29 protein-coding genes are annotated in these 25,585 nt (G+C 64.4%); 6 read left to right on the forward strand and 23 right to left on the reverse strand.

The annotated features are described in order from the left end of the window. Nucleotides 1-89 precede the first annotated feature (89 nt). Both E3O11_RS07990 and E3O11_RS07995 read left to right on the forward strand, forming a co-directional pair. Complete coding sequence (locus E3O11_RS07990) at nt 90-500, forward strand: DUF4383 domain-containing protein (protein ID WP_092447976.1); 411 nt, start codon at nt 90-92, stop codon at nt 498-500. 51 nt (nt 501-551) lie between these two features. Beyond that, entirely contained in the window at nt 552-1,145 is a 594-nt protein-coding gene (locus tag E3O11_RS07995; RefSeq protein ID WP_092447977.1) for a hypothetical protein, read from the forward strand. Between the two features lie 38 nt (nt 1,146-1,183). Here the strand turns inward: E3O11_RS07995 and E3O11_RS08000 are convergent, their stop codons facing one another. Continuing rightward, entirely contained in the window at nt 1,184-2,539 is a 1,356-nt protein-coding gene (locus E3O11_RS08000; protein WP_092447978.1) for an ATP-dependent DNA helicase, read from the reverse strand. A gap of 126 nt (nt 2,540-2,665) precedes the next feature. On the opposite strand from E3O11_RS08000, the gene E3O11_RS08005 reads away from it, so the two are divergent. Beyond that, nucleotides 2,666-3,733 (forward strand): hypothetical protein, encoded by a 1,068-nt coding sequence (locus E3O11_RS08005; RefSeq protein WP_092447979.1) that lies wholly within the window; start codon nt 2,666-2,668, stop codon nt 3,731-3,733. Here E3O11_RS08005 and E3O11_RS08010 read toward each other — a convergent pair. The 15 genes from E3O11_RS08010 to E3O11_RS08080 form a co-directional block, all read right to left on the reverse strand. Beyond that, nucleotides 3,730-5,721, reverse strand: coding sequence for a bifunctional copper resistance protein CopD/cytochrome c oxidase assembly protein (locus tag E3O11_RS08010; protein ID WP_092447980.1), 1,992 nt, complete (start codon nt 5,719-5,721; stop codon nt 3,730-3,732). The genes E3O11_RS08005 and E3O11_RS08010 overlap by 4 nt on opposite strands. Before the next feature lie 203 nt (nt 5,722-5,924). After that, a complete protein-coding gene (locus tag E3O11_RS08015) occupies nt 5,925-6,212 on the reverse strand; it encodes an HU family DNA-binding protein (protein WP_092447981.1) in 288 nt (95 codons plus the stop codon). A gap of 303 nt (nt 6,213-6,515) precedes the next feature. Next, nucleotides 6,516-6,821: a 30S ribosomal protein S14 gene (rpsN, locus tag E3O11_RS08020; protein ID WP_092110538.1), complete on the reverse strand. Its 306-nt coding sequence runs from the start codon at nt 6,819-6,821 to the stop codon at nt 6,516-6,518. A 2-nt stretch (nt 6,822-6,823) separates the two neighbouring features. Continuing rightward, nucleotides 6,824-6,991 (reverse strand): 50S ribosomal protein L33, encoded by a 168-nt coding sequence (rpmG, locus tag E3O11_RS08025; RefSeq protein WP_035880539.1) that lies wholly within the window; start codon nt 6,989-6,991, stop codon nt 6,824-6,826. Continuing rightward, nucleotides 6,991-7,227 carry a 50S ribosomal protein L28 gene (gene rpmB, locus E3O11_RS08030; RefSeq protein ID WP_035835252.1) on the reverse strand — a complete coding sequence of 79 codons (237 nt, stop codon included), beginning with the start codon at nt 7,225-7,227 and terminating at the stop codon, nt 6,991-6,993. Before rpmB ends, rpmG begins: the two co-directional genes overlap by 1 nt. A 244-nt stretch (nt 7,228-7,471) precedes the next feature. Next, nucleotides 7,472-7,891 carry a Fur family transcriptional regulator gene (locus E3O11_RS08035; protein WP_092447982.1) on the reverse strand — a complete coding sequence of 140 codons (420 nt, stop codon included), beginning with the start codon at nt 7,889-7,891 and terminating at the stop codon, nt 7,472-7,474. Then, nucleotides 7,888-8,739 (reverse strand): metal ABC transporter permease, encoded by an 852-nt coding sequence (locus E3O11_RS08040; RefSeq protein WP_092447983.1) that lies wholly within the window; start codon nt 8,737-8,739, stop codon nt 7,888-7,890. Before E3O11_RS08040 ends, E3O11_RS08035 begins: the two co-directional genes overlap by 4 nt. Beyond that, nucleotides 8,739-9,638: a metal ABC transporter permease gene (locus E3O11_RS08045; RefSeq protein ID WP_092447984.1), complete on the reverse strand. Its 900-nt coding sequence runs from the start codon at nt 9,636-9,638 to the stop codon at nt 8,739-8,741. The genes E3O11_RS08040 and E3O11_RS08045 overlap by 1 nt, the downstream gene beginning before the upstream one ends. After that, nucleotides 9,639-10,436 carry a metal ABC transporter ATP-binding protein gene (locus E3O11_RS08050; protein ID WP_241991050.1) on the reverse strand — a complete coding sequence of 266 codons (798 nt, stop codon included), beginning with the start codon at nt 10,434-10,436 and terminating at the stop codon, nt 9,639-9,641. A gap of 7 nt (nt 10,437-10,443) precedes the next feature. Next, on the reverse strand, nt 10,444-11,496 hold the full coding sequence (locus E3O11_RS08055; RefSeq protein ID WP_092447986.1) for a metal ABC transporter substrate-binding protein: 1,053 nt from the start codon (nt 11,494-11,496) through the stop codon (nt 10,444-10,446). A 72-nt stretch (nt 11,497-11,568) separates the two neighbouring features. Continuing rightward, nucleotides 11,569-11,997 carry a hypothetical protein gene (locus tag E3O11_RS08060; protein ID WP_092447987.1) on the reverse strand — a complete coding sequence of 143 codons (429 nt, stop codon included), beginning with the start codon at nt 11,995-11,997 and terminating at the stop codon, nt 11,569-11,571. A 165-nt stretch (nt 11,998-12,162) separates the two neighbouring features. Continuing rightward, a complete protein-coding gene (locus E3O11_RS08065; RefSeq protein ID WP_092447988.1) occupies nt 12,163-13,572 on the reverse strand; it encodes a dihydrolipoamide acetyltransferase family protein in 1,410 nt (469 codons plus the stop codon). Nucleotides 13,573-13,604: 32 nt separating this feature from the next. Further along, on the reverse strand, nt 13,605-14,609 hold the full coding sequence (locus tag E3O11_RS08070) for an alpha-ketoacid dehydrogenase subunit beta (protein ID WP_092447989.1): 1,005 nt from the start codon (nt 14,607-14,609) through the stop codon (nt 13,605-13,607). Continuing rightward, nucleotides 14,609-15,760, reverse strand: coding sequence for a thiamine pyrophosphate-dependent dehydrogenase E1 component subunit alpha (locus E3O11_RS08075; RefSeq protein WP_092447990.1), 1,152 nt, complete (start codon nt 15,758-15,760; stop codon nt 14,609-14,611). Before E3O11_RS08075 ends, E3O11_RS08070 begins: the two co-directional genes overlap by 1 nt. A 37-nt stretch (nt 15,761-15,797) precedes the next feature. Continuing rightward, entirely contained in the window at nt 15,798-16,904 is a 1,107-nt protein-coding gene (locus E3O11_RS08080) for a histidinol-phosphate transaminase (protein ID WP_092447991.1), read from the reverse strand. 114 nt (nt 16,905-17,018) lie between these two features. Between E3O11_RS08080 and E3O11_RS08085 the strand changes: the two genes are divergently transcribed. Continuing rightward, entirely contained in the window at nt 17,019-17,411 is a 393-nt protein-coding gene (locus E3O11_RS08085; RefSeq protein WP_092447992.1) for a phage holin family protein, read from the forward strand. Nucleotides 17,412-17,420: 9 nt separating this feature from the next. Here the strand turns inward: E3O11_RS08085 and E3O11_RS08090 are convergent, their stop codons facing one another. From E3O11_RS08090 to E3O11_RS08100, 3 genes are read right to left on the reverse strand one after another with little or no spacing between them, the layout of a single operon-like run. Then, nucleotides 17,421-18,125 (reverse strand): alpha/beta fold hydrolase, encoded by a 705-nt coding sequence (locus tag E3O11_RS08090; RefSeq protein WP_139226613.1) that lies wholly within the window; start codon nt 18,123-18,125, stop codon nt 17,421-17,423. 29 nt (nt 18,126-18,154) lie between these two features. Continuing rightward, on the reverse strand, nt 18,155-18,871 hold the full coding sequence (locus E3O11_RS08095; protein ID WP_092447994.1) for a hypothetical protein: 717 nt from the start codon (nt 18,869-18,871) through the stop codon (nt 18,155-18,157). Then, nucleotides 18,868-19,149, reverse strand: a complete 282-nt coding sequence (locus tag E3O11_RS08100; protein ID WP_092447995.1) for a hypothetical protein — start codon at nt 19,147-19,149, stop codon at nt 18,868-18,870. Before E3O11_RS08100 ends, E3O11_RS08095 begins: the two co-directional genes overlap by 4 nt. A gap of 126 nt (nt 19,150-19,275) precedes the next feature. On the opposite strand from E3O11_RS08100, the gene E3O11_RS08105 reads away from it, so the two are divergent. Next, a complete protein-coding gene (locus E3O11_RS08105) occupies nt 19,276-19,803 on the forward strand; it encodes a low molecular weight protein-tyrosine-phosphatase (protein WP_092448187.1) in 528 nt (175 codons plus the stop codon). Next, nucleotides 19,800-21,182, forward strand: a complete 1,383-nt coding sequence (gene purB / locus E3O11_RS08110) for an adenylosuccinate lyase (protein WP_092447996.1) — start codon at nt 19,800-19,802, stop codon at nt 21,180-21,182. Before E3O11_RS08105 ends, purB begins: the two co-directional genes overlap by 4 nt. Before the next feature lie 59 nt (nt 21,183-21,241). On the opposite strand, the gene E3O11_RS08115 is transcribed toward purB, so the two are convergent. The 4 genes from E3O11_RS08115 to E3O11_RS08130 are packed head-to-tail and all read right to left on the reverse strand — an operon-like array spanning nt 21,242 to nt 25,553. Beyond that, entirely contained in the window at nt 21,242-22,249 is a 1,008-nt protein-coding gene (locus E3O11_RS08115) for an NAD(P)-dependent alcohol dehydrogenase (RefSeq protein ID WP_373866148.1), read from the reverse strand. A gap of 47 nt (nt 22,250-22,296) precedes the next feature. Beyond that, the gene (locus tag E3O11_RS08120) at nt 22,297-23,790 is read right to left on the reverse strand and encodes a mannitol dehydrogenase family protein (protein WP_092447998.1); all 1,494 of its coding nucleotides are present in this window, start codon (nt 23,788-23,790) and stop codon (nt 22,297-22,299) included. Then, nucleotides 23,791-24,603, reverse strand: a complete 813-nt coding sequence (locus E3O11_RS08125; RefSeq protein WP_092447999.1) for a carbohydrate ABC transporter permease — start codon at nt 24,601-24,603, stop codon at nt 23,791-23,793. Next, nucleotides 24,603-25,553, reverse strand: coding sequence for a carbohydrate ABC transporter permease (locus E3O11_RS08130; RefSeq protein ID WP_134477789.1), 951 nt, complete (start codon nt 25,551-25,553; stop codon nt 24,603-24,605). Before E3O11_RS08130 ends, E3O11_RS08125 begins: the two co-directional genes overlap by 1 nt. Nucleotides 25,554-25,585: the final 32 nt, after the last annotated feature.

A 25,585-nucleotide genomic window follows, 5' to 3' on the forward strand; every position in this document is an offset into this window, starting at 1 on the left:
GGCCACAATTAGTACCAATCCGAAGCGGATGGAGCTCCGAATAAATAGCAACCACGGGTTAACCGTGAATCACCTAGGAGGCACCTGAAATGCGCACATCACCCAATCGCCTGATCGCCACCGTCTTCGGCGCGGTCTATCTTCTCGTCGGATTACTCGGCTTCGCCGTCACCGGCAGTGTCGGCTTCATCGCCACCGAGGGCGGATTGCTTCTCGGCATCTTCGAGGTCAACCCGCTGCACAACATCGCGCACCTCTTGATCGGAGCGGCTCTGCTCATCGCCGGACTCTCCAACGCCATGGCAGCCAAGGCCACCAACAGCACGATCGGTGCCGTGTACCTGCTCCTCGGAATCGTCGGATTCTTCATCGCGAGCACCTCGCTGAACATCCTGGCGCTCAACACCGCCGACCACTTCCTGCACCTCGCCAGCGCGATCGTGCTTCTCGGTGTCGGCCTCACCGCAGACAAAACGGTTCACAGCAAAGCCAACGCCTAACGCCGCACCGCTTCACTCCATCCCTTCGCGCACCAAGTCAATAGGAGCATCATGTCCCCGGTCGTTCGCACCTGGCTCGGCTTCGCCGCTTTCGGCGCCGCCCTGATCCATCTGGCCGTGGGTGTGACCGCTCCATTGCCCCTGTCGGTTCTGCTGGTCGGGTTCGGCATTGCCGAACTCGGCTGGGGAATCGCCACCCTCGCTGCTGGCCGGGTTCTGGTGCCCCGGATCATCGTGGGTGCGGCGCTCATCCCGGTCTTCATCTGGGGTACCACCGCCGTGCTCGGTAATGGCCTCGGGGTGACCAGTGGCCAAACCGGCCTGCCGCTCTACCCGATGTCCGTCGCTTCACTCTTCAACGTATTCCTGGCCGCCACGGTAGCCATCGCACTGCGCCGCTCTCCGACCGGGCCCCCTACGCCCGCGACCCCCAGCATTGAAACGCGACGTGCTTCCGCAGCAGGCGCTGCCACACCCAGCGGCTGGCGTTTTCTTACCGGTCTCGTCGTCGGAGGCTTTCTGCTTTCGGCGCTCACCACCCCGGCCCTCGCCGCCACGGAGGTCGGCTCCCATGCCGTGCCCCACGGTTCACCCGGAGTGACCGAACCGACCATCCCCGACTCCGGCGGCCACGGAGCACACTAGAGTCCCTCGCAGAGCTCACCAGCGCACGACAGCACGGGTCAGGCGGGCAGCCCGGTTTCGGGGTCGGTTGGCTCCTGGCCCGACGTGTCAAGCCCCGCCAGGTTAGCCACCGGCGGTACCACCTCGATGTTCATAAACCGTTTGACGTTCTCGTCGACGATTATGTCGCTCGGTCGCAGTGGCCTGGTCAGGTACAGGCCATTGAGGCTGGTCAGCCGGCTCAGCGCAACGTACGTCTGACCGGGGCTGAATACCCGTGCTCCCAGGTCGACAATCGCCCGCTCGTAGGTCGCACCCTGAGACTTGTGAATGGTGACCGCCCAGGCCAACCGCAGCGGAAATTGCGTGAATTCCGCCACGACATCCCGGCTCAGCTTCTTGGTCGCGGCGTTGTAGGTGTACTTGTACTTCTCCCACACCGTCGGCTCAACCTCGTGCACGTCACCGTCGATGTCGACGAACACCGTCGAGGTGACCTTGGTGACCGTGCCGATACTGCCATTCACCCAGCGCGGCCCGCCATCGAGCGGGGAGTCGTTGCGCAAAAACATCACCTGTGCTCCCACCTTGAGCTCGAGCACCTCGTCGGCCGGAAACTGCTTGCCGCCAAAATCCCCGGTGATATCGGCCTTCGCGGTGAGCGATTTGCCCGACAGCTTCTTCAAAGCGGATGCGTTGATGCGGTTTACCGCATCATTGCGCGTCGCGAGGGTGATCACGCCCTCACTCGGCGGGGTTCGCATCCCCGCACCGTTGAGCGCACCGCCGATCTCGGCGGTGACCTGACCATGGCGCACGGCATTGAGCATGAGCTTGAAATCGTTGTCCCGCTGGCGGTGAATCTCGGTGAGCTCGAAGATGCGCAGCTCGGCATCCCGCCAGACCTTGGCGTCGAAGAACCACATCGACCGATAGTGGTCGGCGAAATAGGCGCGCTCGTCGGGGCCGCCGGGCACCGGGGCCAGCTGGTACGGATCGCCGAACAGCACGATCTGCACCCCGCCAAACACCTCGAACGGGCGTTGGCGGGCCTGACGCAAACTGCGGTCGATCGCGTCCATCAGGTCGGCGTTGACCATCGAGACTTCGTCGATCACGAGGGTGTCGATGGTATTGAGGAGCTTGCGCACCTGGTCGTTCTGGTCGATCGGGCTGTCGGCGATGACTCCGATCGGCAGGCGAAAGAGCGAGTGAATAGTCTGGCCACCCACGTTGAGCGCAGCGACACCGGTGGGTGCCGCAATCACGATCTGCTTGCTGGTGTTCCAGGACAGGTGGTTCAGCAGCGTCGATTTACCCGTTCCGGCCCGACCGGTGACGAACACGTTCTGCTTGGTTCCCTCGATTGCCGCGAAAACCAGCGCCTGTTCACGGCTGAGCGGAATCTCGGACACGGCACACTTTCTCTGGCAGGCTCATGCTGCGCGGGGGACATACCACTGTAACGTCCCGTGGGCCCACAGCGAGCACTGGATCGGGCACTGGCCGTAGGTCCGACCCGCCCCCCGTACAATATTTATGTGACCACCCCGGCCGAAAACCAGCGGGCGAGCGGGCGCCGCGGCAGAATGCTCCGGGCCGTCCTCGCCCTCGTGGTGGTCGCTGCCCTCCTCGCGGCCGGTCTCGTGGGAACCATCACCGCCCTCAATCGCACGGTGTACAGCGCCGGCGGATTTGTGGAACAGTACCTCGACGCCCTCGCCCGCGGCGATACCGTCGGAGCCCTCGCGCTCGGTGGGGTCATGCCTTCGGCTGCGGAACTGACCGCGGCGGAACTGACCGTCGAATTGCCGGAGACGCTGCTGCGGGCATCCGTTTTGAGCGGTCTGAGCGATATCGAGTTGAAGAGTGACACGCCCAGCAATGCGGCCGGCGATGACACGCACCGGGTCGTCTTCGACTTTGATTTGAACGGCACAGCGTCGAGCATGGCGTTCACGGTCGAGCGGGCCGGAACCTTCGCTGGCGTCTTCAACGCCTGGACGTTTGCCGTCAGCCCGCTCGCTGTGCTGCAGGTGTCGGTGCTGCACGAACGCACCTTCACGGTCAACGGCCTCACGCTCGATACCCGCGCCCACGCGGCAGAGGATGCGCCAGCCACCTTCTCTTCCGGCGCCGCGTACCTCGCCTTCGCCCCGAACCGCTACACCATTGAACACTCCTCAGCCATGCTGACAGCGGAGAAGACGAGCGTGCGCGTGACGGCATCCGGGGCCACCGCGGTCGAGATCGACGCCCTGCCTAACGAAAAGATGATTGCGCAGGTGCAGTCAGAACTGAACAAGTTCCTCGACGAGTGTGCCACCCAGACCGTGCTGCAACCGACCAGCTGTCCGTGGGGTATCTCGATCGATGACCGCATCAAGGGCGCCCCGGCCTGGTCGATCACCGGTTACCCCGCGGTTGAACTCACCGCCGGCGAGCGGTCCTTCGAGATGGTGGCGACGGCCGGACAGGCCCACATTGTGGTCGAGGTGCAATCCCTGTTCGACGGCGACATCAGCACCCGCGACGAAGACGTGCCGTTCACCATGGGGCTCAGCGTCATCGTGCAGCCCAGCGGCGCCCTGGCCATCCAGCTGCACTAGCCGCGCGGACTTTGCGCGTCGCGCTCGGTGATCCGGGCCAGGTTGGTATTGTAGGCGATCAGCTCGGCGTCTTCGTTGCGATCGGCCTTGCGATCCAGCCTTCTCGTGACCTTGGTGTCGTCGCGGCTCCACTGAATCGCCACGACAACGGCCAGCACAAAGGTCGGCAGCTCGCCGATGCCCCAGGCGACGCCGCCACCCATCTGCTGGTCGGCGATGGCGGAGAGACCCCAGGTGCGGCCCATCGCGCCGTACCAGTCGGCCAGGAGTAGCCCGGTGCCGCTCATCAGGGCGAGGCCGAAGAAGGCGTGGAAAGCCATCGTCACCAGCAGCAGCAGCAGTCGGAAGGCATACGGCAGGCGGTACGGCACCGGGTCGATGCCGATCAGGGACTGCACGAACAGGTAGCCGGTGATCAGGAAGTGCACGATCATCCATTGGTGGCCGATGTGGTCGGTCGTCGCCCAGCTGAAAATGGACGTGTAGTAGAACACCCAGAGTGAGACGCCGAAGAGTAGGGCAGCGACGATCGGGTTGGCGACGATGCCGGCGAAGCGCGAGTGCACGGCGGTGAGAATCCATTCGCGCGCCCCAAGGCTGCCGTCGTGGCGCTTGGCGATGGCGCGAGCTGCCAGCGTCACCGGGGCTCCCGGAACGAGCATCAGGGGCACGAGCATGGTCAGCAACATGTGCATGAGCATGTGGGTGGAGAACAGGTACTTCTCGTAAACGTTCACCCCCCCGTTGGTGATGTAGAACAGGGTGAGGATGCCCAGAATCCAGAGCACGCTGCGATAGATCGGCCAGGAGTCGCCGCGGCGGTGCAGCCTCCAGACGCCGGCCAGGTAGAAGAAGATGCCGAAGGCGCAGAACAGAATCCAGGCGAGGTCGAAGCTCCACTCGGTGAAATAGCGGGAGAAGGTCAGTTCCGGCGGCAGGAGTTCGCCGGTGAGGATCTGGGCCGGTGTCGACTGCGGAATCTCGGTGGCGACAACCTGGGCGACCGGTGTCGCCGTGCGAGCGAGGGCGGCGGCTACGCCCGAGGCGAGCCCCATGAAGCCGAGTTCGGTCACCACGAGCCACCAGAACCAGCGACCGTGCGTCGAGTCGGTCCGCTGCATCCGCTTGATGAAGAACCGGCGTTGCAGAATGCCGAAGCCGCCGAGGGCGACGAGGGCAGCGACCTTCACGAGCACGAGCACGCCGTACGGGCTGAACAGGTTGTCCCAGCTGCCGATGCGCAGTTCGGCGCTGACATAGCCGGAGGCGGCCACCACGACGAAGGAGACCAGGGCGAGGGAGGAATAGCGTGCAATCACCGAGCGGATGCGTTCGCCGTCGAGCTGGGTGCGCAGCACGATGATGGTCAGCAGGCCGCCGAGCCAGATCGCCGCGAAGACAAGGTGCAGGCCGAGGGCGGTGATCGCGGCGTTGTGGCCGGCAGCGCCCGCCGAGTGGCCCTGCTGGGCCATGGGTAGCAGCGAGAGCAGCGCCAGCACGGTGACGAAGATGAGGGCGGTCTGGTTGCGCACGGCGAAGCAGAGCACGGTCACGCCGGCGGCGATCAGCGTGGTCGCGAGCCAGGCCTGGCCGAGGTCGATCTGGCTGAAGAACTGTCCGACCGTGGCGCTGAACTGATCACTGAAGCCGAAGGGAACGTTGGTGACCTGGAGAAAGGTCAGAAAGCCGGTGACAGCGGATGCGACGGCGAACAGTGCGGCCGAGGCTGCGGCGAAGTCGAGGGCGGTGCCGAACTCGCGTTCCCGGGGGCTGAGGGCGAAAAGCGTGAGCACGAGGGCACCGATCGTTCCGGCCGCGCTGATGTTGACAATGACCTTGGCGAGGGGAAGTCCCCAACGCACCACCGGCCCGGGGTCGGCCAGCAGTTGGGCCGAAGCTCCGCCGCCATAGGCGAGGGCAACGAGGGTGGACAACACAGCGACCAGCAGCAGGGCTGCCGGTCCGAGAACGCGGACGAGACGGGGCACCTGCCCAGCTTATTCGCCCAGCCCTGGGCATCCGTCTCGCCTGAGGCCGGTGCCCGGTGCCGGCGCGCGCCGAGCCGTGAGTTTTGGCCCTTTTTCGAGGAGAAATTCACGTCTCGACGCGGCCCTCGATCGACATCGGAGGATGTCCGGGGACGCCAAAGGGGGCGCCGACCGTGGTCGACGCCCCCTTTCAGTACTGAAAGCTACTTCGCGGCAGCCTTGAGCTTGCTTCCGGCGGTCAGCTTGACGCGGTGGCCGGCAGCGATGGCGATTTCGGCGCCGGTCTGCGGGTTGCGACCGGTGCGAGCAGCGGTTGCGGTGCGCTCGACGCCCAACCATCCCGGGATGGTGACCTTGCCGTCAGCGGCAACGGTCTCGGCCAGGGTTGCAAAGAATGCATTCAGAACGCCGTCAACGGCGGCCTGGCTCTGTCCGGAGTCAGCGGCAACCTTGGCAACGAGCTCGGTCTTGTTCAGCGACTTGTCAGCCATTGAGTGTCCTCCTCGGACCTTCGTCTGTATAAACAGCGATATTCGTGATACGGATGCTCCTCGAGAGAGAAGCCCCGCTGGTCGGTTCGACCGAGTTGAAATCTAGCATTGATCCGCCAAAATCCCCGGATTTACGGCGATTTTCGACCATTTCAGGGCAGTTTCACCCGCTAAGACACCCGATTTCGCTCTCCGCGAAAAGGTCGTGACCACAAAACGGGATGTCGACCGAAGTTGACATCCCGTTTTGATGGTTCAGACACCGGCGAAACCGGCTACCAACTGCACTTACCAGCGCAGGAGTTACCAGCTGGACTTGGTGATGCCGGGCAGCTCGCCGCGGTGCGCCATGTCGCGAAAACGAACGCGCGAGATGCCGAACTTGGAGAGGTGGCCACGGGGACGACCGTCAACGGCGTCACGGTTGCGCAGGCGCACCGGGCTCGCGTTGCGCGGCAGCTTCTGCAGGCCCTTGCGAGCAGCTTCACGCGACTCGTCGGTGCCGGCAGGGTCAACCAGGGCCTTCTTGAGCTCAAGGCGCTTGACGGCGTAACGCTCGACGATGACCTTGCGCTGGTTGTTCTTGGCAATCATGCTCTTCTTCGCCATGTTTAGCGCTCCTCACGGAAGTCAACGTGCTTACGGATGACCGGGTCGTACTTCTTGAGTACCAGACGGTCGGGGTCGTTACGGCGGTTCTTCTTGGTCACATAGGTGTAACCGGTTCCAGCCGTGGAACGAAGTTTGATGATCGGACGTACGTCATGAGCCTTAGCCATTAGATCTTCACCCCACGAGCGAGAACGTCCTTGACGACGCTCTCGATACCACGAGCATCAATAACCTTGATGCCCTTTGCGGACAAGGTCAACGTGACCTTGCGACGAAGCGACGGCACGTAGTACGTCTTCTTCTGAACGTTCGGGTCGAAACGACGCTTGGTGCGTCGGTGCGAGTGCGAAATGTTGTGTCCGAAGCCGGGAACAGCTCCGGTCACCTGGCATACAGATGCCATGGTTTCCTCCATTACCGAAGAGCGAGTGCTCTTCCCAAGATCCCTTGTCGACGGGCAGAACCACATCGGCCCGGAGCTAACTCAAGGCCGGGGGAGAATCGCCCGCAATGTACGCACACAGGCGTAGCAGCTCTCAACGCTACTAGATCCGCGCGCCTCCCGCAAACTCTCCTGGCCGCGAGAGCGGGTGAACGGTTACTTCAGCGAGCACGAAGCAACCGTTCACCCGCTTTCGCGCAACTTGTTAAGTGGATGCTGCGGCTGCTGCTTGACTCGTCGCCGTGACAGTGCAGGCGGCGCAGAGACCGAAAACGTCCACGACGTGGGCGGCGGCGGTGAAACCATTCTTGGCGGCGACGTCTTTCGCCCAGGTTTCCACGGCATCCGCTTCGATCTCGACCGTGAGCCCGCAATTGCGGCAGATCAGGTGGTGGTGATGATCATTGGTGCTGCACGCGCGGTACAGGCTCTCGCCCTCCGGGGACTGCAGGGAGTCGGCGTCACCCTTGACCGCGAGGTCGGCGAGGGCGCGGTAGACCGTGGCGAGGCCGATTGGGGATCCGGTCGCGTGCAGGGCGGAGTGCAGCGCCTGGGCGCTGACGAAGCCGTCGTTGGCATCGAGGGCGCCTCGAACGGCCTCACGTTGCCAGGTGTTTCGCTTCATGACTTCAACCGTAGCGATGTTCGCGCGGGCCGGCGCGCATCCGCTTCTTGGGGCACCCGCGCGGCACCGACCAATCGCCGAGCGACCAGGGCGAGCAGAAAGAACGCCGCCGCGGTGAGGGCGATGCTGGGGCCGGCGGCCACATCGAGCGAGCGGGAGAGCAGCACGCCGATCACGCCGGACACCGCGCCGAGCACGGGGGCAATCAGAAACATCTGCGAGGTCGTGCGCGAGACCAGGCGGGCCGCGGCGGCGGGGGCGGCGATCAGGGCGATGGCGAGGATTGCTCCGACGGCCGGCATCGCGGTCACGACCGTGGCCGTGATGAGCACCAGGGACAGCAATTCGATCGGCCATTCTCGATAGCCCGCTGCGCGAAAACCGTTCACGTCGAAGGTCGAGAACATGATCTGTTTGCCCAAAACCACGATGGTCAGCACTGCGAATGCCAGCACGATGGTTACGAGCGTCACATCCCTGGTGGTCACCGTGAGAATCGAGCCGACCAGATAGGAGTCGACCTTGACCGGCAACGAGGGATTGAGTCCCTGCAGCAGAACACCGAGCGCGAATCCGGCGGTGAGCAGAATGCCCGATGCGACCTGATTTCCCTGTCGCTTGACGCGTCCGATCATGGTCATGATCCCCACAATGAGCACGCTAGCCACTGCGGCGCCGAGCGGGATGCTCACGCCCAGGATCGCGGCGCCGACCGCTCCCGGAAAGGTCGCGTGGGTGAGGGCCTGGGCGAAAAAGGTGCGCTGGCGCAGTACCACGAGGGTCCCGACGAGGCCACTGAGCGCGCCGATCAGCAGCGCGGCGAGGAGCGCCTGCTCGAAGTAGCCCATCAGCGCAGCACCGCGCCCGCCGTGCGACGAGGGCCGCCGATCCGGTCGATCCCGAGCCGAGCGACCAGGGCCAGCACGTAGCCGCCGACGAGCACGAGCACGACGGTGGCGCCGCTCGGCAGGTCGACACCGCGGTTCACCGAGGCTTCGTAGCCGAGCACGAGGCCCAGCCAGGCGGCCAGAATCGCGAAACTGGCGGCGACCAGAAAGAGCAGCCAGAGGCGACGGGTCACCAGACGAGCGACCGCGCCCGGCACGATCAGCACGGCAAGCACGAGCAGGTTACCGACCGCGCTACTGGCGGCCACCACGACCAGGGCGATGGCGACGTTGAGCAGAATGTCGAGGACGAGCGGGCGGTATCCGGCCGCAGCGGTGCCCTCGAGGTCAAAGGCGCGAAAGACCTGCTCCTTGAGGGTGAACCCCACGATAATCAGCGCAATCAGGCAGACCACGACGGTCTGATTGACCTCGGCCGTACTGACGGTCAACAGACGCCCGAACAGCAGCGCGTCGAGCTGGCCGACGTAATTTGTTTCCCGTGAAACCACGATGATTCCTACGCTGAACATGGCCGTGAAGACGATCGCGATCGCAGCATCCGAGGTGACCGCTCGTTTGACGATCACCGTGAGCACGACGGCGGCGATGAGGCCCGCCACCAGTGCTCCGACAAAGAGTCCGTCACGACCACCCCAGACGAATCCGATCGCCACCCCGGGGAAGACGGCGTGGGTGAGTCCGTCGCTGATGAATTCGAGTCCGCGCAAGTTGACGAGTACGCCGACGAGGCCGGCCACGAGGCTCAGCACCACGAGCACGAGCAACGCCCGAGCCATGAAAGGCAGATCGAACGCGGTGATCAGCACGGTATTCATCTCCGGCGTGACGGCATCCACTCAGTGCCCCCCGTGGCCGGGAACCACGATGGTGTGCTCGTCCATTTCGACGCCGACCGAGCCGAACGCCTGCTGCACGTTAGCGAGGGTCAGCACCGTATCGCGCGGCCCGAACGCCACCTGGGCGCCGTTGAGCAGCAGCACGCTTTCGCACACGGCGCGGGCCAGGTCGAGGTCGTGGGTGGATACCAGTACGGCGACCCCCTGCAGCTTGAGCCGCTTTACCGTTTCGATGAGGGCATCGCGGTTCACCTGGTCGAGTCCGTTGAAGGGCTCATCGAGCAGAAGCAAACGCGGGGCGGATGCGACGGCTCGCGCCAGCAGACCGCGCTGCTGCTGCCCGCCCGACAGCTCCCCGAACCGGGTCTTGGCTCGATTGCTAAGTCCGACGGTCTCCAGCGCCTCGGCGACAGCCTGCCGATCAGCCCTGGCCGGCATGCGCCACCAGCCGAGCGAGCGGTAGCGGCCCATCATGACGACTTGCTCGAGCGAGACCGGAAAGTGCGGGTCGAGCTGGTCGGTCTGGGGTACATAGCCGATGTAGCCAGCGGGGGCTGGCCACTGGCCGAGCACCTCGACCGTGCCGTCCGTGCGGGTGATGAGTCCGAGAATGCCCTTGAGCAGGGTGGACTTACCCGAGCCGTTCGGGCCGATCAGGGCAACGGCCTGACCCGGCAACACGGTGAAATCAATGCCGGTGAGCGCAGGCTCTGCGCCGTAGGCAAACGACGCTGCCGCCACTCGAAGAGCGGCGGCAGCGTCCGATGTTGGTGTTTCTTGAGAAGTGTTCTCGATCACGTGTTAACTATTGCAGTTCGGCGGGCAAAGCAGAGGGTGTGACGCCCCACGATTCGAGCATCAGCGTTGAATTGTGCAGCTGCGCCTTTATGTAGGTGTCGCCGGCGCTACCGGCGGGGCCGAGCGAGTCGACGTAGAGGGCGTCGTCACCGGAGTAGACGGTGACGCCGGCTTCGGTGGCGATCGTCTCGGCGGTTTTCGGGCTGAGTGACGCCTCGGAGAACACGGCCGTCACACCGGTGGCCGTGATCGCCGCGACCAGTGAATCGATCTCGGCGGCGCTCGGCTCGGCGTTATCGTCGAAGCTCGGAATCACCGATCCGACGTAGTCGATGTGGTACGCCGCGGTGAAGTAGCCGAGGGCGTCATGGTTGCTCACGAGCAGGCGGTCGCTTTCCGGCACGGTCTCCACGTTGGTACGGATCCAGTCGTCGAGCGCACTGAGCTGGGCGGAATACGCTGCGGCGTTGGCCTCAAAGTTCGCGGCGTTATCGCTGTCGGCAGCCACGAGGCCGTCGGTGATCGTCTGCACGATGGTCTCGGCGTTGTGCACGTCGGTCCAGATGTGTGGGTCTCCACCGTCGTGGGCGTCTTCGGCCTCGCCTGCGTGGGCATCCGCTTCTTCGTCAGCGTGGTCATCCTCCTCGGCGACTTCGTCGGAGTGATCTTCGCCGGCCCCAACCTCGGAGATGGTGATGCCCTCGTCGGCGTCGATCGTGACACCGTCGAAGCCCGACGCGACGATGGCGTCGTCGAGCCACTCCTCGAGTCCGACACCATTGATGACGAGCACGTCGGCGGCGCCGAGCGCGGTCAGGTCGGCCGCGGACGGGTCATAGCTATGGGCGCTCTGGTTGGGCTGAATCAGCTGCGTGAGGTCGACGCCGCTGGCGTCACCGATCACGTTGCGGGCGAAGTCGGCGACCTGCGTGGTCGTGGCGACGACCTTGAGTCCAACGTCCGCGCTGTCGGCGCTGGCGGTCGTGCCGGCCGAGCACCCCGAAAGGGCGAGTGCGGCGGACGCGAGAAGTACGGGAACGGCGAAATATCTCTTGTGCATGCTTCGAGATTAGCGTTGTTGATAATGATTGTCAAAACCATTAACAGTGTGCGCACACACCCTCTGACCGCGCTACTGGTCGGTGATGAGGTCGGGCGCCGGCACGACCTGCAACGTGGTTTGCTCCGGGCTGAGCGTGGGGGTGTCTTCGTCGTAGAAGTTCTTCCACCCCCAGGCGACATCGGCCGGGGCATCCACGTGCAGTGCCGACCAGGTGGCCTGTTTGTCGGGCTGGCTGCCGGGACCGTCCACGTGAATGAGCAGTCCGATCTCCGCATGCGTCACGTCGAGCAGCGCACGGTTGCCGATCATGCTGGAGCGAAACTGGTGCAGGACGAGGAGTTTCTGGCGCAGGGCCCCCTCACTGGTCAGCGCAGCGAGCCAGCTGACGACGGCATTGATCTCCGCCACATCGACCGAACCGATCTGCCCGAGGTGGCGATGATCGCGTGCAGGGGCACGACGGTTCGGGCGGTCAGCGACGCAAACGCCAGGGGGCATGCCAACCGCCGCACGCGTACATCGACCGCCGCCAACTCGCTCTCCTCGACCCTTCATCCTGAGGTCTGCCACGATCGGGGAGTCACAACTGCGGTCAGGTCGAAGGAATGGGCCACATTTGACGCTGACCGTGGGTCTTTCCGCCCTTGTGAACGACGCGCCGTCCTACTCGAGCAGCAGGGCCGGTTCCTCCATGATGCTCGCGACGTCGGCGAGAAAACGGCTCGCGACGTCGCCATCGACGACCCGGTGGTCGAAGCTCGCACCGATCGTGGTCACGTACCGCACCCGCACCTCGCCATCGACAACCCACGGCTTCTGCTTGATCGTGCCGAGGGCCACGATTCCGGCCTCCGGGGAGTTGAGAATGGGGGTGCCGGTGTCCATACCGAACACGCCGATATTGGTGATCGTGATCGTGCCGTTGCTCATCTCGGCCGGGCTGGTCTTGCCGTCGCGCGCGGTCATGGTGAGCTTCTCGAGCGCCGCAGCGAGTTCGAGCAGGCTCATATCCTGCGCTTCCTTAATGTTGGGCACGATCAGCCCGCGCGGGGTCGCCGCGGCAATGCCGAGGTTGACGTAGTGCCGCACGATGATTTCCTCATCGGTGAAGGTGGAGTTCACCGTTGGATTGCGGCGCACCGCCCAGATCATGGCCTTCGCCATGATCAGCAACGGCGAGACGCGAATGCCGGCGAAGTCGGTCGAGGCCTTGAGTCGCTTGACGAATTCCATCGTGCGGGTGGCATCCACGTCGACGAACAGGCTCACATGCGGCGCCGTGAAGGCGCTCTTCACCATGGCCTGGGCGATGGCTTTGCGAACGCCCTTCACCGGAATGTGCTCGTCGCGATCGACCGGCCATTCCGGCGTCTGGATGTTGCGAAACACACTGGCCTGGGTCGCCCCGCGCAGCACGTCTTCCCGGGTCACGTCACCCACCGGGCCGGTCGCTTCGACGAGGGCGAGGTCGACGCCGAGGTCTTTGGCGAGCTTACGAATCGGCGGCTTGGCCATGACCGGGCCGACGGATGCCGCGCGCCGGGTCGATTCCAGCGGCTCGGCCCGCGGGCGCACAGCGGGTTCGGGCGCCAGCGTCTCGTGGGCGACACTCGAGCCGCTGTGCCGACGCCGCCGGGTGGGCATCGTCGCGGCAGAGCCGCGGCCGACGAGAAGCGGTTCGGGCGCCTCATCGCTGATGCTGCTGCTGGTGTCCGTTGTGAGCGTGGTCGTGTCGGCGCTGTCACTGTCGGCCGTCTGCGCAGCGGATGCACCGGCCTCCACTGCCAAACCAGCCGCCGGCAGGTCTGCACTCGCGTCGGCGTTCGGCCCGCTATCGGAATGTATCGTGATGATCAACGTACCCACGTCGACCGTCGTGCCCGCCGCGACCAGAATTTCACCGACGACGCCCACGAACGGAGACGGCAGCTCGACCAGGGATTTGGCCGTTTCGATCTCGACCAGCACCTGGTTGATCGTCACGGTATCGCCGGGGGCGACCTTCCATTCCACAATTTCGGCCTCAGTCAGGCCTTCGCCGACATCGGGGAGGGTGAATTTCGACACGCTCATAAGGTGCCTTTCTTGAAGTTCATAAGTGCTAATTAGTAAGCGAGAGCGCGGTCCACGGCTTCGAGCACCCGGTCGGGACTCGGCAGAAAGTGCGTCTCGACCGCCGCCGGCGGGAAGGGGGTGTCGAAGCCGGAGACGCGCAGCACGGGCGCTTCAAGCGTATAGAACGCCCGCTCGGCGACCGTGGCGGCGATCTCGCTGCCGACACTGACAAAGCCGGGGGCTTCCTGGGTGACCACGAGGTGACCGGTCTTCTGGACGGAGTTCAGAATCGGTCCGTAATCGATCGGGGAGATCGAGCGCAGGTCGATCACCTCCAGGCTGATGCCCTCGGTGGCGGCCAATTCGGCGGCCTGCAGCAGCACGCTCACCATGGCGCCGTGGCCGACGACGGTCACGTCGGTCCCAGCCCGCACCACGCGGCTGGCGTGCAGCGGCGTTCCGCTCTGCTCGAACCGCACCTCGCCCTTGGGCCAATAGCGGCTCTTCGGCTCGAAGAAAACGACCGGATCGTCACTCGCGATAGCTTCCTGCATCATCCAGTAGGCATCGTGCGGGTTGGACGGGCTCACCACGCGCAGGCCGGGGGTGTGCGCGAAGTACGCCTCCGGGCTTTCCTGGTGGTGCTCGATTGAGCCGATGTGTCCACCGTAGGGAATGCGAATCACGACGGGCATGATCAGGCCCCCCTCGTGGCGGTTGCGCATACGCGCCAGCTGGCTGGTGATCTGGTCGAACCCGGGAAAGACGAATCCGTCGAACTGGATCTCACAGACCGGACGAAACCCGCGCATGGCCAGGCCGATGGCCGTGCCGATGATTCCGGACTCGGCGAGCGGGGTATCGAGCACGCGCTTGTCGCCGAATTCAGCGATCAGCCCCTCGGTGACCCGAAAGACGCCGCCGAGCGGGCCGATGTCCTCGCCCATCAGCAGCACCTTGGGATCGTCCAGCATCGCCCGGCGCAGCCCGGCGTTCAGGGCCTTCGTCATCGGCAGTGAAGCGGATGCCACACTCGTGTCAATTACAGCGGTCATCAGTTCTTACCCTCGTCGAAAGACGCTTCGTAGCGTTCCAGCCAGGCCTTCTGCTCGGCCACGAGCGGATGCGGTTCGGCATACACGTTGTCAAAGATCACCGATTGCTCCGGGCCGGTGATCTCCAGCGCCCTCTTGCGGGTGTCGGCAGCGAAGTCGGCCGCTTCTTCATCGACGGCGTCGAGGAACTCCTGCTCGATCCCCCGGCCCTGCAGATAGCTGCGAAAGCGCACGATCGGGTCGCGGGCCACCCAGTAGGCGAGTTCGTCCGGATCGCGGTACTTGGTGGGGTCGTCGGCGGTGGTGTGCGCGCCGACCCGGTAGGTGAGTGCCTCGATCAGTGCCGGTCCGTGGCCGGCGCGGGCGTCATCCATCGACTTCGCGGTGACGGCGAAGCTCGCGAGCACATCGTTGCCGTCGATCTGGGTGCCGGGCATGCCGAAACCACCGGCGCGCAGGTAGAGCGGAGTGCGCGACTGCCGGGCGACGGGTACCGAGATGGCCCAGTGGTTGTTCTGCAGAAAAAACACCTGCGGGGTCTGGTAGCTGGCCGCGAAGACCAGCGCCTCGTTGGCGTCGCCCTGCGAGGAGGCACCGTCGCCGTAGTAGACGATGACGGCCTGGTCGGTCTCCGGGTTGCCGGTCGCGGTCGACCCATCCAGTTGCATGCCCATGGCATAGCCGGTGGAATGCAGCGTCTGCGAGGCCAGCACGAGGGTATAGAGGTGAAAGTTTCCGTGTTCTTCCGGCACCCAGCCACCGAGGGTCACGCCGCGCAGCATCCGCAGAATATCAACGACATCGAGGCCGCGGATCATGCCGACGACGTGCTCGCGGTAGGAGGGAAAGACGTGGTCCTGGGGCCTTGTGGCGTAGGCCGACCCGACCTGGGCGGCCTCCTGGCCGTGGCTCGGAACCCAGAGGGCAAGCTGGCCCTGGCGCTGTAGGTTGGCCGCTTCGGTATCGAACTTTCGCACCACGACCATGTCACGGTAGAAGCGGCGGTGGTCCGCCTCACTGAGGCGATCGAGGTAGGGCAGAAACTCCTCGGCGGCGGCATTGGGTTCGAACGTGCCGTTCGGGGAGATCATGCGTACGCAGGTCGCGGCCCCATCGAGGCCAAAGGCTGCTGACGTGGGCGCTGCTGTCATGGGCACAGTCGCATCGTTTCGGGTGGCTGACACCGTACTAACCTATCTTTCGTGCCGGGTGACCGGCGGGAAGGGCGTCGACAAGATCCGCGCTCATTAATAGGAGTGTCGCCACAGCCTGCTCCTCACCGATCGACACCCGAATGCCCTCCGGCACGAAGGGGCGCACGATAAGGCCGGCCTCGCCGAGAGCCTCGGCCACGCTCGCGGTTTCGGCACCCGTGGGCAGCCAAAGAAAGTTGCCCTGCGGCTGGGGAATATTCCAGCCCTGCTGGGTGAGTGCCGTCCAGGCTGCATCGCGACGCGCAGCAATGGTCCGAACCCGGTCAAGCAGTTCCTTTTCGGCGTCGAGCGAGGCGATCGCTGCCGCGGCTGCTGGCGCGGTAACCGAGAGCGGGATGGCGGTCGCGCGGGCGGCGTTCAGAATATCCACCGGCCCGAGGGCATAGCCGATGCGCAGTCCGGCCAGGCCGTAAGCCTTGGAGAAGGTGCGCAGCACGACCAGATTCGGGTAGCGGGCCAGGAGCGGCGGGCCGGTCACGGCATCCGCTTCGGTGACGAACTCGATATATGCCTCATCGAGAATGACCAGCAGATCGGTCGGGACAACGGCCATGAAGGCCTCGAATTCGTCCTTGGTGACGATGGTACCGCTGGGGTTGTTGGGCGAGCAGACGATGACGACCCGGGTCGCCTCGCCGATCGCGGCGGCCATTTCGGGTAGGTCATGACCGTGATCGGCGCGGTTGGGCACGCGCACGCTGGTCGCGCCCGCGACGGTGACGAGCGAGGGGTAGGCCTCGAAAGACCGCCAGGAGTAGAGCACTTCATCGCCAGGGCCTGCGGCAGCGAGAATCAGCTGGGCCAGCAGGGCCACCGAACCCGAACCGACGTGCACCTGGTCGACATCGATGCTGTACTTGGCAGCGAGGCGTTCGCACAGGGCCAGCGCCGAGGCATCCGGGTAGCGGTTGAAGGCCATTTCGGCGGCGACCGCCGCCACGACCCCCGGTAGCGGGTCAAAGGGGTTCTCGTTGCTGGAGAGCTTGAAGTCACTGGCGTCAGCCGGTTTGCCCTGCTTATAGGCCGGGAGTGCGATGATCTCCGGGCGCAGGCGGACGGAGGGTCGGTCGGAGAGGCTCACTCGTGGAGTCTACGCCCGCATATATTCGCAATGGCGAATGAATGATTGCCCGCCTTTCGACCGCGCGGCCCGGACGCCGCACCCGACGGCGCTTCCCGGTGAGATAGTAGGGACATGGCCAGATTCCTGATCAAGTTGATCGTCAACGCGGTGGCCCTGTGGCTCACCGCCCTGCTCGTCACCGGAGTGCACGTCATTCCGTACGCACCCGATTCGGGTGCGAGCGTGATCACCTACCTGCTCATCGCGCTCATCTTCGGGTTCGTGAACACCGTCGTCGGCGGCGTCGTGCGGGTCGTCGCATTTCCGCTGTACATTCTCACGCTCGGACTGTTTGCGCTCATCGTCAACGGCCTGCTGCTGCTGCTCGTCGCCTGGCTCTCCGGTTTTCTGGGTTTTGGCCTCGTTGTCGATGGCTTCTGGTGGGGCGTACTCGGTGCCCTGGTACTCGGAATCATCTCCTGGCTGCTCGGTCTGATCGTGCGCCCGGTCACCGACCGTAACTAAGCCGCGCCGTCACTTCGGCGCTGACCCGGCTGGCAAGCGGATGCCGCGCCACAAGACGGCCTCGCCCTCCGCGCTCCCGACAATGCCAGTCATCGTGTCCTGAAAATTTTGCAGGTTCTCTTCTGGGGAGGCGTTGATGAGTTGCGCCGTCTCGCGGTAGCGATCAAGGTGGTGGGCCGGCACGTTCTCCCCAACTGGGGGTTCGGTCGTCGCGAAGACCTCGCGACGCACGGTGAGGCGATCCTCCGAGTCGATCAGGCATGACCCACCAAGAGCCGTCACCACGTCATCGCTGTGCTCAACGGTGAGCGTCGCGACACCGGACGGCACCGGAACACACGTTTCCGGCGCCCCAAAAGTGGCCACCGCCTGCACGTTGAACGCCTCAGAGGCAGCTACCTGCGTGGCGACGATGCCACCCTGCGAATGACCGGCCACGACTACTGGATCACCGGGTTCAACGCCGGCGGCCTGCATCGCCTCCATCACCGCCCGAAAGGACCCCGCGTTTTGCTGGGCAATCGCAGACACGTTCGCGGCGAGGTCGAAGGGCTCGTTCGTGGCGACCGGATCCCAGTCGACCGTCCCACCGATGTACACGGCCCAGGACGTTTGCTCGCCGTCACCATATTTCTCGATGCGAACCTGCGCCCCGCCTTTGGCGGCTTTGGGAATTCGCGCGGCCACGTCACTCACCCCGGTGGGTGGCTTCAATTTTGCCAAAATACGGACCCGCCGCACCCTCACCGCACCTTCCCGCAACAGCCCGCCACGGCGAGCACGGCGACTGCGGTGCTCGAGATGCCCGTCACACCCAGGCCGGTGTCTCCGAGAATCAGGTCAACTCCAAGAGGCACTCCCAGTGCGCCCAGAGCGACGTCATCGAGCGAAGAGACGAGCAGTTTGGCCATGAGGACCGTTTGCGGGTCCGTGATAACCCGTTGGTCGAGAACAAACCCGTATCCCGTCTCACGCTTCACGAGCCCCGCCATCGCCCAGACGACCAATCCCAGAGCAGGCAGAGAGGTTGCCATTACTCCCAGGACCAGTGGAGTGGCTCCGAGCAGGAGCATCAGCCTGATAATCGTCCCGACATCATGCCCCACTTTCGCGCTCCCCAGCACGGCCAGTTGCAGGGCGCTGTGCTCAGCCCAGCCGTACCGTTCCGCGGCAGCCACCAGGGACTCGGCCAGGTCGCCGCTGCGCTGCACCAGTTCGCCGAGCGCCCCACTGGCCCAGAGCAGGGGTATCCCGGCGTCCCCCGGCGTCCATTTCATGGCCCCGCCGGCGGAGTCCAGTTGCCGGATACTGTCCACCCTGACGCGAAAGTCCTCGGCCTGGGCCTGGGCATACCGCAGCATCTCGGCCTCGGCCAGTACGACATCCGTTGACACGATTGTGGTTCCCCCCACGGACACTGTCAGTTCGCTTCCACCCACGCCAACGTCGTATTCGCTCATTGCTCCGACTCCAGCTGCCAAATGTTCTGCCTTAACTGGTCCTGCGCTTCGTCCAGAAAGTTCACGACCAGGCCCAGGTCGTGAACAATCTCTGCGACCCGCTCGCGGTAGGCACGCTTCGCGGCCGACTGCCAGAATTCGCTTTCGTCCCCCCGGCGCAACCGTCCCTGTAAATCCACGACATCGGCGGTGAGGGCCTGCACCCGCAGCCGTTGAGCTCGAAACACGGAAAGCTGATCGGTGCGTCCCGATGCGATGAGTTCAGCCAGATCATCCATGGCACCTCCCCGACAGGACCGATCGTCGCAGAATCGCCGGCCACCGGGCCTCCCCTCGACGATTCTGTGCACAGACTCCGGATACTGGGCATGTGCAGGAGCCGAATCTGCTCCACAATGGGATACATGTCTTTCGCGTCACTCACCCCCGACGAGTCGACGCCATTCCGCATCATTTTCGTCTGCACCGGCAACATCTGCCGATCGCCCATGGCCGAGGTCGTGCTGCGTGATCTGATCACGAAGCTCGGCCTGGGGCGACTGATCGCGACCAGCTCAGCCGGCACCGGAGACTGGCATGTGGGTGAGCAGGCCGACGGTCGCACGATTACCGCGCTGGCCAAGCGGGGTTATGACGGCAGCCACCACCGGGCTCGCCAATTCGATCCGCTCTGGTTCGCCGACCACGACCTGGTCGTCGTACTCGACCGCGGCCAGGAGCGCATCCTGCGGAACTGGGCGCTGGCTGATCGCGATCGCGCCAAGGTGCGCCTGCTGCTGAGTTTTGACGCCGAGCAGGCCGCCCTGTGCGACGTGCCAGACCCCTACTATTCCGACGATGCGTTGTTTGACTCGGTATTGGGCATGATTGAGAGTGCCAACCACGCACTTTTGAAACAACTTGCACCCGCAATTCGACAGGGAGTCCAATGAGTCACCTACCCGTACAGGTTCTAAGCCCGCTTGACGGCCGCTACCGATCCGCCGTTTCCGATCTGGGCGAGTACCTGTCCGAGGCCGGCCTCAACCGCGCCCGGGTGCGCGTGGAGGTCGAGTGGCTGATCACCCTCACCGACCGCAGCCTGTTCGGCTCAGCCCCGCTGACCGCCGAGCAGAAGCTCGACCTGCGAGCCCTGGTGACGAATTTCGGGCAGGCCGAGATCGATGAGCTGGCCGAGCTCGAGGCAACCACCCGGCACGACGTGAAGGCTGTCGAATACCTCGTCCGTCGCCGCCTCGGCACGCTCGGCCTCGCCGACATCAGCGAGCTCACCCACTTCGCGGCGACCAGCGAGGACATCAACAACCTCTCCTACGCCCTCACTGTGCGTGATGCGGTGCAGACGGTCTGGCTGCCCAAGCTTCGCCTGGTCATCGACGCGCTGCGCAGCCGTGCTCTCGAATTTCGAGCGGATGCGATGCTGGCCCGCACCCACGGGCAGCCCGCGACGCCGACCACCATGGGCAAGGAACTCGCCGTGTTCGTCTATCGACTCGAGCGCATCGTGGCCCAGATCGACGCCGGTGACTACCTCGGCAAGTTCAGCGGCGCCACCGGCACCTTCGCCGCCCACGTCGCCGCCGATCCGTCGGTGGACTGGCCCGCCGTGTCCCGCGAGTTCGTCGAGGGCCTCGGCCTCGGCTGGAACCCGCTCACCACTCAGATCGAGTCGCACGACTGGCAGGCCGAGCTGTACTCCCGCGCCTCCCACGCCAATCGCATCCTGCACAACCTGGCCACGGACATCTGGACCTACATCTCGATCGGCTACTTCCGCCAGATTCCGCAGGCCGGAGCCACCGGATCCTCCACCATGCCGCACAAGATCAACCCGATCCGGTTCGAGAACGCAGAGGCCAACCTCGAATTGTCCTGCGCCATTCTCGACTCGCTCGCCGCGACGCTGGTGACCAGCCGGCTGCAGCGCGACCTCACCGATTCCACCACCCAGCGCAACATCGGCGTCGGTTTCGGGCACTCGCTGCTCGCCCTCGACAACATTCTGCGCGGCCTCGGCGAGATCGACATCGACCGCGCCCTGCTCGAGCGCGACCTGGACTCCAACTGGGAGATTCTCGGTGAAGCGATCCAGACCGTGATTCGCGCCGAGGTCTCGGCCGGACGATCCTCGATCGAAGACCCCTACGCCCTGCTCAAGGAGCTGACCCGCGGCAAGCGCATCACCAGCGCCGATCTGGCCGCCTTTGTCTCAGCCCTCGATATCGGCCCGGCCGCGAAGACTCGCCTGCTCCACCTCACCCCGGCCGGCTATGTCGGCCTCGCCGACTCCCTGATCGACTTTCTGCGCTAGGAGGTCCTGATCGGTCAAACGGCGCACGTTGCGGATTGCTCCGGACGTGCGCCGTTTCATCACCGACCGGGGTAGACGATGACCTTCATCTGGCCGGGCTGGCGACCGGCATTGAGGGCCTGCTCAGCGTCGGCAAGCGCAAAGGTGCTCGTGACCAGCACGTCGAGGTCGACGGCGCCGCTCTCAACCAGCTGAATGCCGAGCGGCCAGGTGTTGGTGTATCGAAAGACGCCGCTCAGCCAGATCTCCCGGTTCTGAATCCAGGAGACGGGCAATTCAACGGTGTCGTTGCCCATCCCGACGAGGATGGCCCGGCCACCCGGTCGCACCGCCAGAATTCCGGCCTGCACCGCCGCCGCAACTCCGGAGGCGTCGATGAACGCATCCACTTCCAGGCCTTCGACCGACTCGACCCTGGGGTCGAGGGCGACGGTGGCCCCGTGCTCGAGGGCGAATGCGCGACGGTCATCCGCGATATCCGTGATATAAATTTTTGTGGCACCGAACGCGCGTGCAGTCTGCGCCAGGATCACGCCGATCGGGCCGGCGCCAGCTATGAGCACCGAGCTTCCCGGGCGAATGTCGGCGCGTTTGCAGGCCCAGATCCCGACCGAGAGTGGTTCGATCAGCGCGGCGGCCTCGTCGGAGATACTGTCCGGAATTGCATAAGCAAAGTCCGTTTGAATCGCCACGTACTCGCAGAACGCCCCGTCGATCGGCGGCGTCGCAAAAAACTCGATGTCGGGACAGAGGTTGTAACGGCCGGCCTTGCATTGCTCGCAGATGCGGCACGGCCGCTGCGGTTCGACGGCCACACGCTGCCCGATGCGAGCGGGGTCGACCCCCGAGCCGACCGCGGTGATGCGTCCGGACAACTCATGACCGAGAATAAGCGGATGCTGGACCACATACGGCCCAATTCGGCCGTGCTGGTAGTAATGCACATCGCTCCCGCAAACACCGACCGCGGCAACCTGCACAAGAACTTGGTCGTGTTCGAGGTCGGGAACGGGCACCGTGTCGACGGTGACCTCTCCGGCGGCGCGCAGCAAGGAGGCTTTCATCATGGTCACTGGGGGTTCTTTCGGTAGGCGTGTCGTGGCTGAAGCATCCGTCATGAGCGGTCCTCGATGGACAGGTACGACATGACGGTAGCGTGCGCGCCCTTCTCAAGGAGCGAATCCAACGCCGCCAGGTAGGCGGCGGCGAATCGCTCGTTGTCGGCGAGATTTCCGAACAGTTTCTCATTACGCACGAAGGCGAGCCGGTCGCCCCGCTGAGTCTGCGCGATGGCCACAAGCTCGGCACTCAGGGGGTCGACGACCGTGATCGGCTCACCCTGTTCGTCGATGCCTTCGGCATACCGCGCCCAACTGGCGACGATCGCGGCCGAGCACTCGATCTCGCCACCGCTGGCGAGCTGGTCATGAATGACCGGCACGAGCCATTTGGGGATTCGGTCGGATGACTCGGCGCAGAGCCGGGCGAGAGTGTCGCGCACCTCGGGGTTGGAGAACCGCACGATCAGCGTGGCCTTGTAGTCGTCGAGGTCGATTCCGGGCACCGGTTTGAGCGTGGGTGTGCCCTCTCGGTCCATGTAGCGTTGGACGAATCTGCGGAGGGCGTCATCGGCCATGGCCTCGTGGGCATAGCGGTGGCCGCTGAGATAGCCGAAGTAGCACAGGGCCTGATGGCTGGCGTTGAGCAGCCGCAGCTTCATGTACTCGTAGGGCGTGACGTCCTCGACCAGCTGCACACCAGCCTGCTCAAGCGGCGGACGACCGAGACCGAAGTCGTCTTCGACGACCCACTGAAAGAACGGTTCGCAGACCACGGGCCAGCCGTCGTGCAGCCCGGTGAGGGCAGCAGCTTCGATAATGTCGTCGGCAGAGGTGACGGGGGTGATGCGGTCGACCATCGCGTTGGGAAAGTGCACGTTGTGCAACATCCACTCGCCGAACTCGGCGTCCTTCTGCACCGCGAAGGCCGAGAACATGCGTTTCGCCATGTCGCCATTGCCCTGAATATTGTCACAGGACTGCACCGTGAATGGCTCGAGCCCGCGTTCGCGACGGCAACGGAGGGCCTCGGTGACATAGCCGAAGACGGTCGTCGGCACGGCCCCGTCGACCAGGTCCGCGATGACTCCAGGGTGGGTCTGGTCGAATTCGCCGGTCACCCGGTCGAAGTTGTAACCGCCCTCCGTGATCGTGAGCGACACGATACGGATAGCAGGGCTAGCCATTTTCTCGAGCACGGCCTCCGGATCGTCGGGCGCAAACAGATACTCGACCATGCTGCCGATGATCGACGACTCGCGGTGGCCGTCCGGGTGTTTGAGGGTGACCGTGTAGAGGCAGTCCTGCTGGTCGAGCACTTCCTTCATTCTGCGGTCGCCCTTGAGCAGTCCGACCCCGCAAATCGCCCAGTCCTGGGCGAGGCCGGCGTTCATGAGCTCATCGAGGGCGACGGCCTGGTGGGCGCGGTGAAAGCCGCCGACACCAAAGTGCATGATTCCCGCCGTGAGGGTCGAGCGGTCGTAGCTGGGCCGAGCGACACCGGACTTGAGGTTGCCGAGTGTCGCCGTGCACAGTGTGGGCTGCGCCATCTACTTCACCGCTCCCATGGCGAGTCCGCGTACGAGCTGCTTTTGGGCAACCCAGCCGGCGATGATGACCGGAAGCACGGCGATGGTTGACGCGGCGGAGAGCACCGCAAGGAACTGGCCACGACCGTCGACAAAGCTCGCCAGAAACGGCGGCGTCGTGCGAGCGATCGAGGTCGTGAGCAGCGTTGCGAGAAAGTACTCATTCCAGGCGAAGATGAAGCAGATCAGCGCGACGGCCGCGATGCCGGGCAGCAGAATCGGCAACACCACCCGGATCAGTTCGGTGCGCAGGTTTGCCCCGTCGATCTGGGCGGCTTCAACGATCTCGCGCGGAACCTCGTTGAAGAACGACCGCATCATCCACACAGCGATCGGAAGGTTCATCGCCGCGTAGAGCAGGCCGATGGCGGTGATGTTGTCGAGAGCGCCGAGGGCCTTGAGAATGAAGAACACCGGCAGGATCGACGCCGCAGCCGGCAGGAAGCGCGTGGAGATGAAGAAAAACAACACGTCCTGCACGCGCTTGATCGGGCGGATGCTGAGCCCATAGGCCGCGGAGATGGCGAGGAGCAGCACGATCGCCGTCGACGAGATGCTCGCGGTGAGGGAGTTGAGCAGGTAGGTTCCCATGCCGCGGTCGAAGACGAGCTGGTACTGGTCGAAACTCAACGCGGTGAAGAGGGTCGGCGGGATAGAGGCCGCTGCGCCCTCGGTCTTGAAACTGGTGAAGACCATCCAGGCGATCGGAAAGAAGAACATCAGCACCAGAACCCACGTCATTGTCGTGATCAGGGTGCCCTTGAGTGTGCGCATCAGCGTTCACTTCCGTTCATGAATACTTTGAAAAGGGTGCGGAGAGCGATGGTGGCGACGGCGATCGTGACGATGACCGTGACGACCCCGAAGGCGGCGGCCTGCCCGACGTCGAGTCCGATAAACGCCCGCTCATAGAGCAGATAGGAGAGGGTCTTGGTGCCGCCCGTTCCTTTGGTCATGATCGCGATCGGGTCGAAGGCCTGCAGCAACATGATCGACCCGAGCAGGGTCGCGATTTCAATGTACTGGCGCAGGTGCGGCAGCGTCATCCACTGAAAGGTGCGGAACGGACCGGCACCGTCGACGGACGCGGCCTCGAGCACTTCCCGGCTCTGGCTCTGCAGCCCGGCGAGCAGGATGAGCATCATGAACGGCGTGTACTGCCAGGTCAGCATCATGATGATGGTGAGCGCCGGAAAGTCGGTGTTCCAGGCGATCGAGGGCAGACCGATGAAGTTGAGTCCAACGTTGACCATGCCGACGTTGACGTCGAGCATCGACCACTTCCAGATGAGCGCCGCGGCGGCCGGCATCACCAGGAACGGCGTGATCATGAGGGTGCGTGCGAGGCCCTGGCCCATGAACTTGCGGTCGAGCAACACAGCAAAGAACAAACCGAAAACCAGCGACAGCACCACGGACGAGCCCGTGATGACGACGGTTGCCATCAGTGAAGGGAAGAAGTCGGGGCCGGTGAAGACGACCGCGTAGTTCTGAAAGCCGGCGAACGCGATCTCGGCCGGGCGAAGTTGATTCCAGTTCAGGAAAGAGAAGTAGATCGTGACCAGAAACGGAATTTGGGTCAGTACGATCGAAAAGAAGAGTGCCGGTAACACGAGTGCCCGTGACGCTCGAGCCTTCTTGCGCAGGGAGAGTGCGGCGGCGTGCGATCTTTTTGCCGAGGGCTGTGCCGGCGCCGGAGGCGGGGCTGTCGTCAGGGTTGTCATTGCTTCTTCCTCATAGTTGAGGTGCTGCCGGG

It is taken from the genome of Cryobacterium levicorallinum (genome assembly GCF_004402405.1).
Lineage (GTDB): Bacteria > Actinomycetota > Actinomycetes > Actinomycetales > Microbacteriaceae > Cryobacterium > Cryobacterium levicorallinum.

Bases quoted from the DNA above. Each gene is read 5' to 3' on its own strand.
- purB (WP_092447996.1), top strand. From the start codon at position 19,800: ATGAGTCACCTACCCGTACAGGTTCTAAGCCCGCTTGACGGCCGCTAC.
- E3O11_RS08040 (WP_092447983.1), bottom strand. From the start codon at position 8,739: ATGGGCTACTTCGAGCAGGCGCTCCTCGCCGCGCTGCTGATCGGCGCG.
- E3O11_RS08115 (WP_373866148.1), bottom strand. From the start codon at position 22,249: ATGATGAAAGCCTCCTTGCTGCGCGCCGCCGGAGAGGTCACCGTCGAC.
- E3O11_RS08130 (WP_134477789.1), bottom strand. From the start codon at position 25,553: ATGACAACCCTGACGACAGCCCCGCCTCCGGCGCCGGCACAGCCCTCG.
- rpmB (WP_035835252.1), bottom strand. From the start codon at position 7,227: ATGGCATCTGTATGCCAGGTGACCGGAGCTGTTCCCGGCTTCGGACAC.
- E3O11_RS08120 (WP_092447998.1), bottom strand. From the start codon at position 23,790: ATGGCGCAGCCCACACTGTGCACGGCGACACTCGGCAACCTCAAGTCC.
- E3O11_RS08055 (WP_092447986.1), bottom strand. From the start codon at position 11,496: ATGCACAAGAGATATTTCGCCGTTCCCGTACTTCTCGCGTCCGCCGCA.
- E3O11_RS08105 (WP_092448187.1), top strand. From the start codon at position 19,276: ATGTCTTTCGCGTCACTCACCCCCGACGAGTCGACGCCATTCCGCATC.
- E3O11_RS07995 (WP_092447977.1), top strand. From the start codon at position 552: ATGTCCCCGGTCGTTCGCACCTGGCTCGGCTTCGCCGCTTTCGGCGCC.
- E3O11_RS08070 (WP_092447989.1), bottom strand. From the start codon at position 14,609: ATGACCGCTGTAATTGACACGAGTGTGGCATCCGCTTCACTGCCGATG.
- E3O11_RS08075 (WP_092447990.1), bottom strand. From the start codon at position 15,760: ATGACAGCAGCGCCCACGTCAGCAGCCTTTGGCCTCGATGGGGCCGCG.
- E3O11_RS08015 (WP_092447981.1), bottom strand. From the start codon at position 6,212: ATGGCTGACAAGTCGCTGAACAAGACCGAGCTCGTTGCCAAGGTTGCC.
- E3O11_RS08100 (WP_092447995.1), bottom strand. From the start codon at position 19,149: ATGGATGATCTGGCTGAACTCATCGCATCGGGACGCACCGATCAGCTT.
- E3O11_RS08035 (WP_092447982.1), bottom strand. From the start codon at position 7,891: ATGAAGCGAAACACCTGGCAACGTGAGGCCGTTCGAGGCGCCCTCGAT.
- E3O11_RS08125 (WP_092447999.1), bottom strand. From the start codon at position 24,603: ATGCGCACACTCAAGGGCACCCTGATCACGACAATGACGTGGGTTCTG.
- E3O11_RS08065 (WP_092447988.1), bottom strand. From the start codon at position 13,572: ATGAGCGTGTCGAAATTCACCCTCCCCGATGTCGGCGAAGGCCTGACT.
- rpmG (WP_035880539.1), bottom strand. From the start codon at position 6,991: ATGGCTAAGGCTCATGACGTACGTCCGATCATCAAACTTCGTTCCACG.
- E3O11_RS08095 (WP_092447994.1), bottom strand. From the start codon at position 18,871: ATGAGCGAATACGACGTTGGCGTGGGTGGAAGCGAACTGACAGTGTCC.
- E3O11_RS08060 (WP_092447987.1), bottom strand. From the start codon at position 11,997: ATGCCCCCTGGCGTTTGCGTCGCTGACCGCCCGAACCGTCGTGCCCCT.
- E3O11_RS08085 (WP_092447992.1), top strand. From the start codon at position 17,019: ATGGCCAGATTCCTGATCAAGTTGATCGTCAACGCGGTGGCCCTGTGG.
- rpsN (WP_092110538.1), bottom strand. From the start codon at position 6,821: ATGGCGAAGAAGAGCATGATTGCCAAGAACAACCAGCGCAAGGTCATC.
- E3O11_RS07990 (WP_092447976.1), top strand. From the start codon at position 90: ATGCGCACATCACCCAATCGCCTGATCGCCACCGTCTTCGGCGCGGTC.